13 protein-coding genes are annotated in these 16,498 nt (G+C 71.3%); 6 read left to right on the top strand and 7 right to left on the bottom strand.

Annotation, left to right across the window (positions count from 1 at the left end; translation table 11 throughout):
* The first annotated feature begins 116 nt into the window (after positions 1 to 116).
* Positions 117 to 926, top strand: coding sequence for an endonuclease I family protein (locus tag ACFYO2_RS19185; protein ID WP_388350078.1), 810 nt, complete (start codon positions 117 to 119; stop codon positions 924 to 926).
* A gap of 72 nt (positions 927 to 998) precedes the next feature.
* Here the strand turns inward: ACFYO2_RS19185 and ACFYO2_RS19180 are convergent, their stop codons facing one another.
* From ACFYO2_RS19180 to ACFYO2_RS19165, 4 genes are all read right to left on the bottom strand, one after another.
* A complete protein-coding gene (locus ACFYO2_RS19180; protein WP_388350076.1) occupies positions 999 to 2,006 on the bottom strand; it encodes a phosphotransferase enzyme family protein in 1,008 nt (335 codons plus the stop codon).
* A 45-nt stretch (positions 2,007 to 2,051) separates the two neighbouring features.
* Positions 2,052 to 3,737 carry a thiamine pyrophosphate-binding protein gene (locus ACFYO2_RS19175; protein ID WP_388350074.1) on the bottom strand — a complete coding sequence of 562 codons (1,686 nt, stop codon included), beginning with the start codon at positions 3,735 to 3,737 and terminating at the stop codon, positions 2,052 to 2,054.
* Positions 3,734 to 4,702 (bottom strand): agmatinase, encoded by a 969-nt coding sequence (gene speB, locus ACFYO2_RS19170; RefSeq protein WP_388350072.1) that lies wholly within the window; start codon positions 4,700 to 4,702, stop codon positions 3,734 to 3,736. Before speB ends, ACFYO2_RS19175 begins: the two co-directional genes overlap by 4 nt.
* Positions 4,703 to 4,817: 115 nt before the next feature.
* Positions 4,818 to 6,278, bottom strand: coding sequence for a sodium:solute symporter (locus ACFYO2_RS19165; RefSeq protein ID WP_388350070.1), 1,461 nt, complete (start codon positions 6,276 to 6,278; stop codon positions 4,818 to 4,820).
* 122 nt (positions 6,279 to 6,400) lie between these two features.
* On the opposite strand from ACFYO2_RS19165, the gene ACFYO2_RS19160 reads away from it, so the two are divergent.
* Together ACFYO2_RS19160 and ACFYO2_RS19155 are read left to right on the top strand one after the other, a co-directional pair.
* Positions 6,401 to 7,861 carry a PucR family transcriptional regulator ligand-binding domain-containing protein gene (locus ACFYO2_RS19160; protein ID WP_388350068.1) on the top strand — a complete coding sequence of 487 codons (1,461 nt, stop codon included), beginning with the start codon at positions 6,401 to 6,403 and terminating at the stop codon, positions 7,859 to 7,861.
* A gap of 115 nt (positions 7,862 to 7,976) precedes the next feature.
* Positions 7,977 to 8,765 carry a phosphatase gene (locus ACFYO2_RS19155; protein WP_388350066.1) on the top strand — a complete coding sequence of 263 codons (789 nt, stop codon included), beginning with the start codon at positions 7,977 to 7,979 and terminating at the stop codon, positions 8,763 to 8,765.
* On the opposite strand, the gene ACFYO2_RS19150 is transcribed toward ACFYO2_RS19155, so the two are convergent.
* The 3 genes from ACFYO2_RS19150 to ACFYO2_RS19140 all read right to left on the bottom strand — a co-directional run bounded on the left by ACFYO2_RS19150 (position 8,762) and on the right by ACFYO2_RS19140 (position 11,778).
* Positions 8,762 to 9,640, bottom strand: a complete 879-nt coding sequence (locus ACFYO2_RS19150; RefSeq protein WP_388350064.1) for an acyl-CoA thioesterase — start codon at positions 9,638 to 9,640, stop codon at positions 8,762 to 8,764. The two genes, ACFYO2_RS19155 and ACFYO2_RS19150, sit on opposite strands and share 4 nt — an antisense overlap.
* A gap of 35 nt (positions 9,641 to 9,675) precedes the next feature.
* Positions 9,676 to 10,833 carry an acyl-CoA dehydrogenase family protein gene (locus ACFYO2_RS19145; RefSeq protein WP_388350062.1) on the bottom strand — a complete coding sequence of 386 codons (1,158 nt, stop codon included), beginning with the start codon at positions 10,831 to 10,833 and terminating at the stop codon, positions 9,676 to 9,678.
* Between the two features lie 348 nt (positions 10,834 to 11,181).
* Entirely contained in the window at positions 11,182 to 11,778 is a 597-nt protein-coding gene (locus tag ACFYO2_RS19140) for a TetR/AcrR family transcriptional regulator (protein ID WP_388350060.1), read from the bottom strand.
* 96 nt (positions 11,779 to 11,874) lie between these two features.
* On the opposite strand from ACFYO2_RS19140, the gene ACFYO2_RS19135 reads away from it, so the two are divergent.
* The 3 genes from ACFYO2_RS19135 to ACFYO2_RS19125 are packed head-to-tail and all read left to right on the top strand — an operon-like array spanning position 11,875 to position 16,498.
* Positions 11,875 to 13,491, top strand: a complete 1,617-nt coding sequence (locus tag ACFYO2_RS19135; RefSeq protein WP_388350058.1) for a carboxyl transferase domain-containing protein — start codon at positions 11,875 to 11,877, stop codon at positions 13,489 to 13,491.
* A gap of 32 nt (positions 13,492 to 13,523) precedes the next feature.
* Positions 13,524 to 15,554 (top strand): acetyl/propionyl/methylcrotonyl-CoA carboxylase subunit alpha, encoded by a 2,031-nt coding sequence (locus ACFYO2_RS19130; RefSeq protein ID WP_388350056.1) that lies wholly within the window; start codon positions 13,524 to 13,526, stop codon positions 15,552 to 15,554.
* The gene (locus ACFYO2_RS19125) at positions 15,551 to 16,498 is read left to right on the top strand and encodes a hydroxymethylglutaryl-CoA lyase (RefSeq protein ID WP_388350054.1); all 948 of its coding nucleotides are present in this window, start codon (positions 15,551 to 15,553) and stop codon (positions 16,496 to 16,498) included. Before ACFYO2_RS19130 ends, ACFYO2_RS19125 begins: the two co-directional genes overlap by 4 nt.

Genomic DNA, 16,498 nt, shown 5'->3' with positions numbered 1-16,498 from the left:
GCAAATTGCCGGTTTCAGTCACCTGATCGACATGTTCAGTTCATGGACACGGCCGCATGTCCATGTCACGCTCCCGATTGCCCGCTCATTCAACCCGCGTAGAACGGACACCCCCGATGCCCGTCAGCCCCATACGCACGCGCCGCTGGAAGCCCGTGGCGTTCGCCGTCTCCGCCGTCCTGGTCGCCCTCGCCTCCCCCGCGCTGACCGCGACCCCGGCCGCGGCCACGACGACCGCGTACGACACGACGTACTACAAGAACGCGGTCGGCAAGACGGGGACGAGCCTCAAGTCCTCCCTGCACACGATCATCAGCAGCCAGTCGAAGATCTCGTACTCCGCGGTCTGGAACGCCCTCATGGCCACCGACCAGGACCCGAACAACAGCAGCAACGTGATCCTGCTGTACAGCGGTGTCTCGCGCAGCAAGTCCCTCAACGGCGGTGACGTCGGCGACTGGAACCGCGAGCACACGTGGGCCAAGTCCCACGGCGACTTCGGCGAGGTGACCGGTCCCGGCACGGACCTGCACCACCTGCGCGCCTGCGACGTCCAGGTCAACAGCACCCGCGGCAACCTGGACTTCGACAACGGCGGCAGCGCCGTCACCAACGGCGGCGGCAGCACCGTCGACTCCGACTCCTTCGCGCCGCGCACCGCGGACCGGGGCGACGTGGCCCGCATGATCCTCTACATGGCCGTGCGCTACGAGGGCGACGACGGCTTCGCCGACCTGGAACCCAACGAGAAGGTCGGCAACGGCTCCAACCCCTACATGGGCAAGCTCGCCGTCCTCAAGGCATGGAACGAGGCGGACCCGCCGAACGCCTTCGAGGAGCGGCGCAACCAGGTCATCTACGACACCTACCAGCACAACCGCAACCCGTTCATCGACCACCCGGAGTGGGTCGAGGCGATCTGGTAGGAGCAGGACGGAAGGGGGCCCGGGCCGGAGACATCCGGCCGGGCCCGTCGAGTTCCCTGGCCCGTCGAGTGCCTAAGAACGGCGCTCGGCCCCAAGAGCGTCCACCAGTCGGGAAACGGCGGCCAAATCCGGCAGGGTCCGCAGCGAGGCGACGACCCGGCCGCTCGCGAACTCGCGCTGCTCGGCGGTGACGGCCGGATCGACCGCGCACTCGGCCTGGACGTGGACGAAGTTCAGCGCCGTCGCGAACAGCATCGAGAACGAGTCCAGGCTCTTGAGGACCCCGGGGCCTCCGGCATCCCGATACGCCCGCACCAACCGCCGTGCGGAATCGGCGTGGAAGTCGTTCCCGCCCGCCCATACGTACACGGCACGTGCGAGTTCGCGTTCCGCCGATATGACCCCGGCGTTGTCCCAGTCGAGGAGAACCGGCCCGCCCGGACCGACCAGCACGTTCTGCGGCTGCATGTCGAGATGTGACGTCACCAGGTCATCGGGGGCGGACGGGGTGACGTACCGCGCCAACTCCCGCGCCGAGGTGGCGATGAACCGGCCCAGCGCGTCCGCCCACGGCATGCCGGCCCGCTGTGTCTCCTTGTGCAGCTTCTCCCAGTCGGCCTCCTGAGGGCACTGCTCGTACCAGGCACTCGGCGCCCCGGCGTCGGCGTCCGCTCCGGCCCGGTGGAGCATGGCCAGGGTCCGGCCGCACCACCTCAGCAGCTCCGGCTCGGAAGGGTCCGCCGCCGTTCCGTCGACCCAGTCGTACAGCTTCACGTACGACCCGCCCAGCGAAGGCGTGAGCCGCGAAACGTGGGCGCCGTCGCGGGTCGGCATGAGGCGCGGCGAGGAGATCCCCAGCTGCTCCGCGTCGTTCCGCAGTGCCGCTTCCCGGCCGACCTGGCCCTCGTCACACCCGAAGAGCAACTCCTTGACCGCCCACGAGGAGCCGGTCCCATTTCCCGACAGCTTCCCCGACAACTTCCAGATCTGCCCCAGTGCGCCACGGGTGACGGGCGTCATCGTCCATGGTCCGGTGCCGAGCGCGTAGGTGTCCGCGATGAAGTCGGCTGCGCTCTGCATGCAGGTGCCCTCCGGGTATGTGGCTGGGCCCTCAAGGATTGCACCTCAGCCCAGATGCGTCGGCGCGAACATCCGCAGTACCGCCGGGAGTACGACCACCGCGGGGCCGGGTGACGCCAGCGCCTTCGACAGGTCGTCCGACAGGGTCTCCGGGGACGTACGCACTCCGGGGACGCCGAACGACTCCGCCAGGGCCACGTAGTCGGGGCGGGTCAGCTCGGTCGCCGTCGCCTCGCCGAAGGCGTCGGTCATGTACTCGCGGAGGATGCCGTAGCCGCCGTCGTCGACGATGAGCCAGGTGACGTTCAGGTCGTACTGGCGGGCCGTGGCCAGCTCGGCGATCGAGTAGAGGGCGCCGCCGTCGCCCGATACCGCCAGCACCGGGCGGGTGGGGTCGGCGGCCGCCGCGCCCAGGGCCGCGGGGAAGGCGTAGCCGAGGCCGCCGGCGCCCTGGGCCGAGTGCATCGTGTTCGGCGACTTCGCATCGAAGGCCGACCAGGCCCAGTACGACAGGATCGTCATGTCCCAGAAGGACGGGGAGGCGGCGGGCAGTGCCTTGCGGACGGAGGCCAACAGGTCCTGTTCCAGGGTGAGTTCCTGGGACGCGATGCGCTCGGCGACCTTCGTGAGGAGCACGCGGACACGCTCGGGCGCGGAGGTGTCCGAGCGCTCGGACACCGTCTCCAGCAGCGCCTGCAACGCCAGTCGCGCGTCCGCGTGGATGCCGAGCGCGGGGTGGTTGGACTCCAGTTTGCCGAGGTCCGCCTCGATCTGGACGACCTGGCCACGGGGCTTGAACGTGTGGTAGTTGGAGGAGAGTTCGCCCAGGCCCGAGCCGACGACGAGGAGTACGTCCGCGTCCTCCAGGAAGTCCGTGGTGTGGCGGTCCTCCAGCCAGGACTGCAACGACAACGGGTGCGTCCAGGGGAACGCGCCCTTGCCGCCGAACGTCGTCACCACCGGCGCCTTGAGCTTCTCCGCCAGCTGCTTCAGCTTGCCCGCGGCGTCCGCCCGTACGACTCCCCCGCCCGCGATGATCGCCGGGCGGGCGGCGCGGGACAGCAGGTCGGCCGCCACCGCCGTCAGTTCGGGGCGCGGGGGCAGTTCCTCGGGGAAGGCGTCGCCGCCGGTCACCACCGGGATCTGCGTCTTCGCCAGCAGGACGTCCTGCGGGATCTCCACCCACACCGGCCCGTGCGGGGCGGAGAGCGCCGACTTCCAGGCCGCCTCGATCGCGGACGGGATCTGGGACTGGGCGCGGACCGTGTGAACCGACTTCACCACGCCCCGGAACGAGGCCGACTGGTCGGGGAGTTCGTGCAGATAGCCGTGGCGGCCGCCGCCCAGTCCCGCCGTCGGGATCTGACTGCTGATCGCCAGCACGGGGGCGGAGGCGGCAGCCGCTTCCTGCAGGGCAGCGAGCGACGTCAGCGCCCCCGGGCCCGTCGACAGCAGCAGCGGTGCCGCCTCGCCCGTGATGCGGCCGTACGCGTCCGCCGCGAAGCCCGCGTTGTTCTCCACCCGCAGTCCGATGTACCGCAGGTCGGAGCGGCGCAGGGCGTCGAACATCCCCAACGCGTGCTGGCCGGGCAGGCCGAAGACGGTCGTCGTACCGAGCGCGGCCAGGGTTTCCACGACCAGGTCTCCGCCGTTGCGGCCGGGAGGAGGGCTCAGAGCAGCGGAAATCTGCGCCTCCGTCGGGCGGAGCACCAGGTCGTGGTCGTGAGTCACTTCGCGCGGGCCTCTGCGATCTGGCGGGACATGATCGTGGTCAGTTCGTACGCCGTGTGGGATGCGGCCACCGACGTGATCTCCGCGTGATCGTACGCGGGGGCCACCTCGACGACGTCCGCCGAGACCAGGTTGCAGGGCGCCAGCCCCCGCAGGATCTCAAGCAGCTCGCGCGAGGTCATGCCGCCGGCCTCCGGGGTGCCGGTGCCGGGGGCGTGCGCCGGGTCGAGGCAGTCGATGTCGATGGAGATGTAGAGGGGCCGGTCACCGATGCGCTGACGGAGCTGGTCCGCGACCTCGTCGACACCGCGCCTCATCACGTCCGCCGAGGTGACGATGCCGAAGCCGAGCTTGGCGTCGTCGTCCAGGTCCTGCTTGCCGTACAGCGGGCCGCGGATGCCGACGTGGGAGAGGGCGGAGGTGTCGAGGATGCCCTCCTCCACCGCCCGCCGGAACGGCGTGCCGTGCGTGTACTCCGCGCCGAAGTAGGTGTCCCAGGTGTCGAGATGCGCGTCGAAGTGCAGCAGCGCCACCGGACCGTGCTTCTTCGCGACCGACCTCAGCAGCGGCAGCGCGATCGTGTGGTCGCCGCCCAGGGTCATGAGACGCGCGCCCGTCCCGAGCAGCTCGTCGGCCGCCGCCTCGACCGTCTCCACGGCCTCGTGGATGTTGAACGGGTTCACGGCGATGTCACCGCCGTCGGCCACCTGGGCGAGGGCGAAGGGGGACGCGTCCTGCGCCGGGTTGTAGGGCCGCAGCAGCCGGGACGCCTCGCGGATCGCGTTACCGCCGAAGCGGGCTCCCGGCCGGTACGAGACGCCCGAGTCGAACGGCACCCCGACCACGGCGACGTCCGCGCGGCCGACCTCGTCGAGGCGGGGCAGCCGGGCGAAGGTCGCGGGACCGGCGTACCGCGGGACGCGGGACGAGTCGACAGGGCCGCGGGGTGTCTCGTTGCTGCTCATGAGGTACTGCCTTCTTTCCTGCGCTTCATCGCGCATGGAGCGGTGGAGCGGTATACGCGGTACATATGGAGCGATATACGTCGCATTCGCGGTATGTACTACTTCTCGTACGACTCTACTGGGGAGCCGGGACGGGGACGGACGGGAGTTCGGGCTCCCGCCCGGCGAGGCGCTCGCGCCAGGCGGCGAGGACGGCCGCGTCGGTGGGCTTCGTCGCCAGGGAGACAACGAGGTAGGCGGCCAGCGACGACAACAGGCCGTAGTAGACGGGCTCGTTGGCGAGGATGCCGTAGGCGGCCATCAGGCCGATGACCGCGAGGCCGCCCACGACGACGGCGGCGAGGGCGCCCTGCACGGTGCCGCGCTTCCACAGCAGCCCACCGAGGATCGGGACGAGGAGGCCGCCGACGAGGAGGTTGTAGGCGACGGTCAGCGCCTCGACGACGTTGTTCAGCGCGATGGCGGTACAGATCACGGCCACGCCCATGACGAGGATGAAGGCGCGGTTGCCCCTGACCTCGTCGTGCTCGTCCTCCGGCCCCCGCACAGCTCCTCGCAGCCGGGCCCAGATGTCGTTGTTGGCGACGGTCGCGCAGGCGATGAGCGCACCGGAGGACGTCGACATCACGGCCGCGAGCGCGGCGGCCAGCACCAAGCCCCTCACACCCACCGGGAGTTCGTCCTTCACGATCGTCGCGAAGGCGTCGTCCGCGTTGGCCAGGTTCGGGTAGAGGACCTTGGCCGCCGTACCGATGACGGCGCCGGCGAGGGCGTACGCGAGACAGTACGTACCCGCGACCGTGCCGCCCCACTTCGCCGTCGTGTCGCTGCGCGCGGTGAACACACGCTGCCAGATGTCCTGCCCGATGAGCATGCCGAACGTATAGATGAGGACATAGGTGAAGATCGTCTCGCCGCCGATGCCCAGCGGGTCGAAGTACCCGGTGGGGAGCTGCGCCTTCATCTCGCCGAAGCCGCCCGCCTTCACGACGGCGATGGGGAGCAGCAGGAGCAGCACGCCGATCGTCTTCACCACGAACTGCACCATGTCCGTCAGCGTGATCGACCACATGCCGCCGAGCGTCGAGTACGCGACGACGATCGAGCCGCCGAGGACGATCGCGACCGTGCGGTTCATGTCGAACAGGACGTCGAAGATCGTGGCGTACGCGATGGTCGAGGTGACAGCGAGCATGAGGGTGTACGCCCACATGACCACGCCCGAGATGACCCCGGCCCGGCCGCCGTACCGGAGGTCCAGCATCTCGGAGACCGTGTAGACCTTGAGGCGGGCGATGCGGGCGGAGAAGAAGACGGACAGGGCGAGGAGCCCGAGGCCGATGGTGAAGACCATCCAGGCGCCGGAGAGGCCGTACTGGTAGCCCAGGCCCACGCCGCCGATGGTGGACGCGCCGCCGAGGACGATGGCGGCCATGGTGCCGGAGTACATGGCGGGTCCGAGCCGCCGTCCGGCGACCAGGAATTCGCTCTTCGACCTGGCGCGGCGCATGCCCCACCAGCCCATGACCAGCATGCCTGCCAGATAGACGACGATCACTGCGTAGTCGACGGCCACGGGGCCCTCCTTCACTCGGTGTCGCCTGCGGGTGACGAGCACCGACACTAGGTGGCCGGAAAGCGACTGCGAAGTGTACGTTTCATCCATTCGAGCCGCTCCGAGTGGAGGGAACGTCCACCGTGTCGGACCCCGCCGTTCCTCCCACCCCACCGGTCCCACTGGCGGCCCTTCTCGCCCGCGAGGATCTCGCCCTGCGCCAGATCGCCGGGCCGTCCGACCCGGACATCGTCATCCACTGGGCGCACACCTCGGAGATGGCGGACCCCTACCCGTATCTGCTGGGCGGCGAGCTGCTGCTCACCGCCGGGGTGCACATCCCGGAGGCGGCCGGCTCGGGGACGTACTTCGACGACTACGTCTCCCGGATCGTCGCGGCGGGCGGCGCGGCCCTCGGCTTCGGGGTGGCGCCGGTGCACGACACGGTGCCGCGGGCGCTGGTCGCGGCCTGCGAGGCGTACGAACTGCCCCTGCTGGAGGTCCCGCCGCAGACCACCTTCTCGGGCGTGGCCCGCGCCGTCTGGCAGCTGATGGCCCAGGCCCGCCTGGCCGAACTCCGCCGCGTCACCGACGCCCAGCAGAGCCTCGCCGCCGCGGCCTCCCGCCCCGACCCGGTCCCCTCCGTCCTACGACGGCTCGCCCAACACTTGGGCGGCCGGGCGGTGCTGTACGGGCCGGAGGGCACGGAGATCGCGGCGGCGGGACGGGCGGAGCCGGGGGGCGAGGCGGTGCGGGAGTCGCTGGCAGGGCTGGCGGGGGTCCTCGCGGGGCGCGCCTCCTCCGCCACCACCGCCACCGACACCGTCGCCGGCACCCATCTCTCCGCCTACTCCCTCGGCTCCGGCCAGGGGTTCGTGCTCGGCGTCGCGGCACCGCGGCGCGAATCCGGGGACCACACCATCGCCTCGGTCGCCGCCGTGCTGCTCGCCCTGCTCACCGGCGAGCACCAGAGCGGTACGGGGGCGGCCAGGTCCTCGGCCCTCGTACGGCTGCTGCTGGGGGCCGCGCCGGAGGCGGTCGCGTCGCTGCTGGGCGGGGAGCGGTGGGTCGTCGTGCACGCGCGGCCGGACGGTCACGCTCCCGACGCCGTGGCCGCCTCCGCGCTGGGCGCGTCGCTCGGCTCCCCGCTGGTCGACCTGGCGCGGGACGTCGTACGCGTGCTGATGCCGGCCGATCGCGAACCGGCGCCGCAGTCCGGCTGGACGCTGGGCGTCAGCGCCGCCGTCGGGCCGGACGCGTGGGCGTCCGCCGACGGACAGGCCGCCCGTGCCCTCGCCCGTGCCCGGGCCACCCGCACACCTCTGGTCCGGCACGGCGCCCGCCCGGCCCTCGCCGACCTGGTCCCCGAGGAGGAGGCCGAGGCGCACGCCCGGGCGCTGCTGGCGCCCCTCACGACCGTGCTCGCCGAGACACTGCGCGCCTGGCTGTCGCTGCACGGCAGCTGGGACCGTACGGCGGTGGCGCTGGACGTGCACCGCAACACCGTGCGCCAGCGCGTCGCCCGGTGCGCGGCGCTGCTGGAGACCGACCTGGACGAGCCGGACGTACGGATGGAGCTGTGGTTCGCCCTGCGGCGGCTGTGACCACCGCGAGGACCACCGGGACCGCCGGGGACCGCCGCGGGGACGACCACGTGACCCATGTCCCAGCGTGCAGGACGACGGGTGGTCGCCCAGGGCTCTGCCTCACAATGGGGGCATGCCGATATCCGGGACACCCAGCCGCGACGAGCTCGTCGAACACCTTGTGAGAACCCGTATCGCGGGCGACGTCGCCACCCCGCGTGAGAACAACCTCTCCCACTACCGCCAGCTCGCCAACGGCGTCCGCAACTTCTGGCTCGGCCTGGAGCTCGGCGACCGCTGGACCGACGAGCAGGACGTGCTCGCGGTGATGGCGGAGCGGGTGGGTGTCAACGACGACCCGGAGTACCGCTACGGCCAGGACACCATCGACCCCCAGCTGACGGTGGCCGGCCTGGAGCGCATGGCGGGCCGGTTGCGCAAGGCGGCCGACGGGCAGCAGCGGGTGCTGTTCGCGACCGGCCACCCGGGCGGCCTGCTCGACGTGCACCGGGCCACGGCCGCCGCGCTGCGCACGGCGGGCTGCGAGATCGTGGTCATCCCGGACGGACTGCAGACGGACGAGGGGTACGTCATGCAGTTCGCGGACGTGGCGGTCCTGGAGCACGGCGCCACGCTGTGGCACACGCACTCCGGCGAGCCGATGAAGGCCATCCTCACCGCCCTGGAGCGCGCCGGCCGCCCACTGCCCGACCTGGTCGTCGCCGACCACGGCTGGGCGGGCTACGCCGGGCAGCACGGCATCGACTCCATGGGATACGCCGACTGCAACGACCCGGCGCTGTTCCTCGCGGAGGCGGAGGGCACGGTGCAGGTGTCGGTCCCGCTCGACGACCACGTCGTCAGCCCGCGCCACTACGACCCGATGACGGCATACCTGCTGTCGGAGGCGGGGCTGGCCTAGGGAGCCGACACCCTGGGGGCGCGGACCACGCCTTCCTGGATGACCGAGATGGCGAGCTGCCCGTCCTGCGTGTAGATGCGGGCCTGACCGAGGCCGCGGCCGCCGTGGGCCGACGGAGACTCCTGGTCGTAGAGGAGCCATTCGTCGGCACGGAACGGGCGGTGGAACCACATCGCGTGGTCCAAGGAGGCCCCTACGACGTCGCCGACCGCCCAGCCGCCGCGGCCGTGCGCGAGCAGGACCGAGTCGAGGAGCGTCATGTCGGAGACGTAGGTGGCGAGAACGACGTGCAGCAGCGGGTCGTCCGCGAGTTTGCCGTTGGTGCGGAACCAGACCTGGGAGTGCGGCTCGCGCGGCTCGCCGAAGGCGCCGTACGGCGGCTCGTCGACGTAGCGCAGGTCGATCGCCTCGCGTGCCTCCAGGAACTTCTCCACGACCGCCGGGGCGAGGTGCTCGTACCCGCGCAGCCGCTCCGCCGAGGTGGGCAGCGTGACGGGGTCGACGGAGAGCGGCATGGGGGCCTGGTGCTCGAAGCCCTCCTCGTACCGCTGGAAGGAGGCGGACAGCGCGAAGATCGGCTGTCCGTGCTGGACGGCGACGACGCGGCGCGCGGTGAAGGAACGGCCGTCGTTCATACGGTCGACCGTGTAGACGATCGGCGCGCCCGGGTCGCCCGGGCGCAGGAAGTACGCGTGCAGCGAGTGGGCGGGGCGGTCCTCGGGGACCGTCCGCCCGGCGGCGACGAGCGCCTGGGCCGCGACCTGCCCGCCGAAGACGCGGGGGACGACGGCGGACCGGGACCGGCCGCGGAAGATGTTCTCCTCGATCTGCTCGATGTCGAGCAGATCGAGGAGACTCTGTAGTGCCTGACTCATGCAGTCATTTCTACTGGTCAGTGTTTTCGGCGGTCTTACAGACCCATGTCCTTCGCGATGATCGTCTTCATGATCTCGCTGGTGCCGCCGTAGATGCGGTTGACGCGGTTGTCCGCGTACAGGCGGGCGATCGGGTACTCGTTCATGAAGCCGTAGCCGCCGTGCAGCTGGAGGCAGCGGTCGATCACGCGGTGCGCGACCTCGGTGCAGAACAGCTTGGCGCTGGCGGCCTCGGCGGGGGTCAGCTCGCCCGCGTCGAGGGCCTCGAGCGCGCGGTCGGCGACGGCCTCGGCCGCGTCCACCTCGGCCTGGCAGGCGGCCAGTTCGAACTTGGTGTTCTGGAAGGAGGCGACGGACTTGCCGAAGACCGTGCGCTCCTGGACGTACTCCTTGGCGAACCGGACCGCGGCCTTGGCCTGGGCGTAGGCACCGAAGGCGATGCCCCAGCGCTCGGAGGCGAGGTTGTGGCCGAGGTAGTAGAAGCCCTTGTTCTCCTCGCCGAGGAGGTCCTCGACGGGGACCTTCACGTCGACGAACGCGAGCTCGGCGGTGTCGGAGGTCTTCAGGCCGAGCTTGTCGAGCTTGCGGCCGATGGAGTAGCCCTCGGACTTGGTGTCCACGGCGAACAGGGAGATGCCGAAGCGGCGGTCCTCGGCGGTGGGCGCGGAGGTGCGGGCGCAGACGATCACACGGTCGGCGTGGACGCCGCCGGTGATGAAGGTCTTGGAGCCGTTGAGGACGTAGTGCGTGCCGTCCTCGCTGAGCTTGGCGGTGGTCTTCATGCCCGCGAGGTCGGAGCCGGTGCCCGGCTCGGTCATCGCGAGGGCCCACATCTCCTCGGCGGAGACGAACTTCGGCAGGAACCGCTTCTTCTGCTCGTCGGTGGCGAGCATCTTGATGTACGGCAGGCCGAGCAGCACGTGCACACCGGAGCCGCCGAACTGGACGCCCGCGCGGGAGGTCTCCTCGTACATCACGGCTTCGAACTTGTACGAGTCGATGCCGGCGCCGCCGTACTCCTCGTCGACGCGGATGCCGAAGACGCCGAGCTCGGCGAGCTTGTAGTAGAAGTCGCGCGGCGCCTGGCCGGCCGCGAACCACTCGTCGTAGACCGGGACGACCTCGGCCTCGATGAAGGCGCGCAGGGTCTCCCGGAACGCCTCGTGATCCTCGTTGAACACCGTACGGCGCACCGCCGCCACCTCCACGTACTCTCGGGCATGTCTAAGCGCTTGCTCACTTACCGTACCGGCGAGTACGAAGCCGCGTCCAGGTAACGCTCGTCACGTAAATCCCGGGGCTCCGCCCCGAACTCCGGCCTTTTCCCACTCACCACCCGACCCGGTGGGACGAGAAGGCGCCCTCGCGGGGCTCCGCCCCCGGACCCCGTCGGGGGCTCCGCCCCCAACTCGCCCCACACGTGCACCCGCCGACGGCGCTCCGCTCCCACCAGGGCCACCCGCACCCGACGACGAAAGTTGTACGGGTGGTGCGGGTGGGAACGACAAGACCCGGCCGGAGGCCGGGTCGTCCCCCGCCCCTCACCCACCCGCAGCCGAAAACGCCCCCCGCGCCATCCGATGCAGCAACCCCGCAGTGACCCCCCGCCCAGGCAACACCCCCGCCCGCCCAAGATGCGGCGTCGAGTTCAGCAACCCGAAGACCGAGTGCACCGCCGAGCGGGCCGTCGGTTCCGTCAGGCCCGGGTACACCTCCCGCACCACCGCCACCCACAGCTCCACGTACTGGCGCTGAAGCTGCCTCACCAGCTTGCGGTCGCTGTCCCGGAGGCGGTCCAGCTCACGGTCGTGCAGGGTGATGAGGGGACGGTCGTCCAGGGCGAAGTCGATGTGGCCCTCGATGAGGGAATCGAGGACCGTGTCGGGGGCGAGCCCATCCCCGGCCTCCTGCAGGCGCCGCTTCGCGCCGGTCAGAAGCTGCCCGCTGATCCCCACCAGCAGCTCCGCGAGCATCGCGTCCTTGCCCGGGAAGTGCCGGTACAGACCGGGGCCGCTGATGCCGACCGCGGCCCCTATCTCGTCGACGCCGACGCCGTGGAAGCCGCGTTCGGCGAACAGTCGCGCGGCCTCTTTGAGGATCTGGTCGCGCCGGGTGGGGGCGTCGGTTCTGGTGGCCATGAAAGTAATTCTAGACAACGAGGTTAGCGGTCGTTAACCTGATGGAAATGGTTAACGCTCATTAACATTCGGATCGCTGGGTGAGGGGACCGCAGGATGCAGGAGGCAGCAGAGCTGACGAGCGCGGCGGACCCCGCGTCTCAGGCCTGGCGGGCCAACGAGAAGGCCCACCTCGCACTCGTCGAGGAACTGCGCGGCAAGCTCGCCGCGGCCCGGCTGGGCGGTGGTGAGAAGGCGCGGGCGCGGCACACCGCGCGCGGGAAGCTGCTGCCCCGGGACCGGGTCGACACCCTCCTCGATCCCGGTTCGCCCTTCCTGGAGTTGGCCCCCCTGGCGGCCGACGGGATGTACGACGGACAGGCCCCGGCCGCCGGTGTCATCGCCGGGATCGGCCGGGTCAGCGGGCGTGAGTGCGTGATCGTCGCCAATGACGCCACCGTCAAGGGTGGGACGTACTACCCGATGACGGTGAAGAAGCACCTGCGCGCACAGGAAGTGGCTCTCGAGAACCGCCTGCCCTGCCTCTACCTCGTCGACTCCGGCGGCGCCTTCCTGCCCATGCAGGACGAGGTCTTCCCGGACCGTGAGCACTTCGGGCGGATCTTCTACAACCAGGCCCGGATGTCGGCGGCGCGGATCCCGCAGATCGCCGCGGTCCTCGGGTCGTGCACGGCCGGTGGGGCGTACGTTCCCGCCATGAGCGACGAGGCCGTGATCGTGCGCAACCAGGGGACCATCTTCCTCGGCGGTCCCCCGCTCGTGAAGGCCGCCACCGGCGAGGTCGTCACCGCGGAGGAGCTCGGCGGCGGCGAGGTGCACGCGCGTGTGTCCGGCGTCACCGACCACCTCGCGGAGGACGACGCGCACGCCCTGCGGATCGTGCGGACCATCGCCGCCACGCTCCCCGCGCGCGGAGCCCTCCCCTGGGAGGTCACGCCCGCCGCAGAGCCCAAGGTCGACCCGTACGGGCTGTACGGCGCCGTGCCGGCCGACTCCCGCACCCCCTACGACGTACGCGAGATCATCGCGCGCGTGGTCGACGGTTCCCGGTTCGCCGAGTTCAAGTCCGAGTTCGGGCAGACCCTCGTCACCGGCTTCGCCCGCATCCAGGGCCACCCGGTGGGGATCGTCGCCAACAACGGCATCCTGTTCTCCGAGTCCGCCCAGAAGGGCGCCCACTTCATCGAGCTGTGCGACCAGCGCGGGATCCCGCTGGTCTTTCTGCAGAACATCTCCGGCTTCATGGTCGGCAAGGACTACGAGGCCGGCGGCATCGCCAAGCACGGCGCCAAGATGGTGACCGCGGTGGCGTGCACGCGCGTGCCGAAGCTGACGGTCGTGGTCGGCGGGTCGTACGGCGCCGGGAACTACTCCATGTGCGGGCGGGCGTACTCGCCCCGCTTCCTGTGGATGTGGCCCAACGCGAAGATCTCGGTCATGGGCGGCGAACAGGCCGCGTCGGTCCTGGCCACGGTGAAGCGGGACCAGCTGGAGGCGCGCGGGGAGGCTTGGTCCCCGGAGGACGAAGAGGGCTTCAAGGACCCGATCCGCTCCCAGTACGAGCGCCAGGGCAACGCCTACTACGCCACCGCCCGGCTGTGGGACGACGGGGTCATCGACCCGCTCGACACCCGCCAGGTGCTGGGCCTGGCCCTGACCGCGTGCGCCAACGCGCCCTTGGGCGAGCCCCAGTTCGGCGTCTTCCGGATGTGAGGGGCTCAAAGACGATGAGGGGCACCAGCACGATGTTCGACACAGTCCTTGTGGCCAACCGGGGCGAGATCGCCGTCCGCGTCATCCGCACGCTGCGCTCGCTGGGCGTCCGCTCGGTGGCCGTCTTCTCCGACGCGGACGCGGACGCGCGGCACGTCCGGGAGGCCGACACGGCCGTACGGATCGGTCCGGCGCCGGCCGCCGAGAGCTATCTGTCCGGCGAGCGGCTGCTGGAGGCCGCCGCCCGCAGCGGCGCCCAGGCCGTCCACCCGGGCTACGGCTTCCTCGCCGAGAACGCCGACTTCGCGCGCGCGTGCGCTGACGCCGGGCTCGTCTTCATCGGGCCGCCCGCCGACGCGATCGCGCTCATGGGCGACAAGATCCGCGCCAAGGAGACGGTGCAGGCGGCCGGGGTGCCGGTCGTGCCCGGCTCCAGCGGGAGCGGACTCACCGACGCCGAACTGGCCGACGCCGCCCACGGGATCGGCGTGCCGGTGCTGCTGAAGCCGAGCGCGGGCGGGGGCGGCAAGGGCATGCGGCTCGTGCGGGACCCCGCGGTGCTGCACGACGAGATCGCCGCCGCCCGCCGCGAGGCCCGCGCCTCCTTCGGCGACGAAACGCTGCTCGTCGAGCGGTGGATCGACCGGCCCCGGCACATCGAGATCCAGGTCCTGGCCGACGGCCACGGGCACGTGGTCCACCTCGGCGAACGCGAGTGCTCCCTCCAGCGCCGCCACCAGAAGATCATCGAGGAGGCGCCCAGCGTGCTCCTCGACGACAAGACCCGCGCGGCGATGGGCGAGGCGGCGGTACAGGCGGCGCGTTCGTGCGGGTACGCGGGCGCGGGCACGGTCGAGTTCATCGTCCCCGGGAACGACCCGTCGTCGTACTACTTCATGGAGATGAACACCCGCCTGCAGGTGGAACACCCGGTCACCGAGCTGATCACCGGCCTCGACCTGGTCGAGTGGCAGTTGCGGGTCGCGGCGGGCGAGCCGCTGGCCTTCGGGCAGGAGGACGTCGAGCTCACCGGGCACGCCGTCGAGGCCCGCATCTGCGCGGAAGACCCCCTGCGCGGATTCCTGCCCTCCGGCGGCACGGTGCTCAGGCTCCACGAGCCGCAGGGCGACGGCGTCCGCACCGACTCCGGGCTCAGCGAGGGCACCGAGGTCGGCAGCCTGTACGACCCGATGCTGTCCAAGGTGATCGCGTACGGGCCGGACCGGGCGACCGCACTGAGGAAGCTCCGGGCGGCCCTGGCGGAGACGGTCACGCTGGGCGTGCCGACCAACGCCGGGTTCCTGCGGCGGCTGCTCGCGCATCCGGCGGTGGTGGCGGGCGAGCTGGACACGGGACTGGTCGAGCGGGAGGTCGAGAGCCTCGTACCGGCCGAGGTGCCGCGGGAGGTCTACGCGGCGGCGGCGCTGCTGCGTCAGGCCGCCCTCGGCATGGCGGGGCCCGGCGCGGCGGGGCCAGGCTGGGTGGACCCGTTCTCCGTCGCGGACGGCTGGCGCCTGGGCGGTGAACGGGCCTGGACGGCACACCACCTGCGGGTGGCGGGGCACGACCCGCGCACCGTCCGCGTGCGCCACATGCCGGACGGTGCGGCTGAGGTGCTCCTCGACGGCGTGGCGGCCCCCCTCCGGGCGCGCGGGGGTCCGCCCCCCGGTCCTGGCGGTGAGGCCCGCTTCACCGTCCACCTCGACGGCATCGCCCACACCTTCGCCGCGCTGCCGTCAGGCACCTGGCTGGGCCGCGACGGCGACGCCTGGCACGTGCGCGACCACGACCCGGTCGCCGCCTCGCTCACCCGGGCCGGGCACGCGGGCGCCGACTCGCTGACCGCGCCCATGCCCGGCACGGTCACCGTCGTGAAGGTCGCCGTCGGCGACGAGGTCACCGCCGGGCAGAGCCTGCTGGTCGTCGAGGCGATGAAGATGGAGCACGTCATCTCCGCCCCGCACGCCGGCACGGTCGCCGAGCTGGACGTGGCGCCGGGCTCGACGGTCGCCATGGACCAGGTGCTTGCCGTCATCGCTGCGGTGGAGGAGGAGACCTCATGAGTACTCCGGAACTGGGCCTGCCCATGGCCGTACCGGCCCCGGGCCTGCCGGCCCGCGTCCGCATCCACGAGGTCGGCGCGCGCGACGGCCTGCAGAACGAGAACGCGACCGTGCCCACCGAGGTCAAGGCGGAGTTCATCCGCCGACTCGCCGACGCCGGCCTGACGACGATCGAGGCCACCAGCTTCGTACACCCGAAGTGGGTGCCTCAACTGGCCGACGCGGAGCAGCTGTTCCCGCTCGTGAGCGATCTGGAGGTGGCCCTCCCGGTCCTCGCGCCGAACGAACGCGGCCTGGACCGGGCCCTCGCGCTCGGCGCCCGCCGCGTCGCCGTCTTCGCCAGCGCCACCGAGTCCTTCGCCAAGGCCAACCTCAACCGCACGGTCGACGAGGCACTGGCGATGTTCGAGCCGGTGGTCGCGAGGGCGAAGGCGCAGGACGTCCATGTCCGCGGCTACCTGTCGATGTGCTTCGGCGACCCGTGGGAGGGCGCGGTACCGGTCGCCCAGGTCGTCCAGGTCTGCCGGGCCCTCATCGACATGGGCTGCGACGAACTGAGCCTGGGCGACACGATCGGGGTGGCGACGCCGGGCCACGTCCTCGCGCTGCTCACCGCGCTCACCGAACAGCGGGTTGCCACCGGCTCGTTGGGCGTGCACTTCCACGACACCTACGGCCAGGCCCTCGCCAACACCCTGGCCGCGCTCCAGTACGGCGTCACCACGGTCGACGCCTCGGCGGGCGGCCTCGGCGGCTGCCCGTACGCGAAGTCCGCGACCGGCAATCTCGCCACCGAAGACCTCGTGTGGATGCTGCAGGGGCTCGGCATCGACACCGGCGTCGACCTCGGCCGCCTCGTCGCCACGAGCGCCTGGATGGCCGGACAACTGGGCCGACCCAGCCCTTCTCGCACCGTCCGAGCCCTGTCCCACAAGGAGCAGTGA

It is taken from the genome of Streptomyces sp. NPDC006602 (assembly GCF_042870385.1).
Lineage (GTDB): Bacteria > Actinomycetota > Actinomycetes > Streptomycetales > Streptomycetaceae > Streptomyces.
Note: the sequence above shows the minus strand (reverse complement) of the source record. Positions and strands in the feature narration are given on the sequence as shown.

What these genes read in the sequence shown, in the direction of transcription:
- ACFYO2_RS19155 (WP_388350066.1), top strand. Translation starts at nt 7,977, where the DNA reads ATGCCGATATCCGGGACACCCAGCCGCGACGAGCTCGTCGAACACCTT.
- ACFYO2_RS19150 (WP_388350064.1), bottom strand. Translation starts at nt 9,640, where the DNA reads ATGAGTCAGGCACTACAGAGTCTCCTCGATCTGCTCGACATCGAGCAG.
- speB (WP_388350072.1), bottom strand. Translation starts at nt 4,702, where the DNA reads ATGAGCAGCAACGAGACACCCCGCGGCCCTGTCGACTCGTCCCGCGTC.
- ACFYO2_RS19130 (WP_388350056.1), top strand. Translation starts at nt 13,524, where the DNA reads ATGTTCGACACAGTCCTTGTGGCCAACCGGGGCGAGATCGCCGTCCGC.
- ACFYO2_RS19140 (WP_388350060.1), bottom strand. Translation starts at nt 11,778, where the DNA reads ATGGCCACCAGAACCGACGCCCCCACCCGGCGCGACCAGATCCTCAAA.
- ACFYO2_RS19180 (WP_388350076.1), bottom strand. Translation starts at nt 2,006, where the DNA reads ATGCAGAGCGCAGCCGACTTCATCGCGGACACCTACGCGCTCGGCACC.
- ACFYO2_RS19185 (WP_388350078.1), top strand. Translation starts at nt 117, where the DNA reads ATGCCCGTCAGCCCCATACGCACGCGCCGCTGGAAGCCCGTGGCGTTC.
- ACFYO2_RS19125 (WP_388350054.1), top strand. Translation starts at nt 15,551, where the DNA reads ATGAGTACTCCGGAACTGGGCCTGCCCATGGCCGTACCGGCCCCGGGC.
- ACFYO2_RS19135 (WP_388350058.1), top strand. Translation starts at nt 11,875, where the DNA reads ATGCAGGAGGCAGCAGAGCTGACGAGCGCGGCGGACCCCGCGTCTCAG.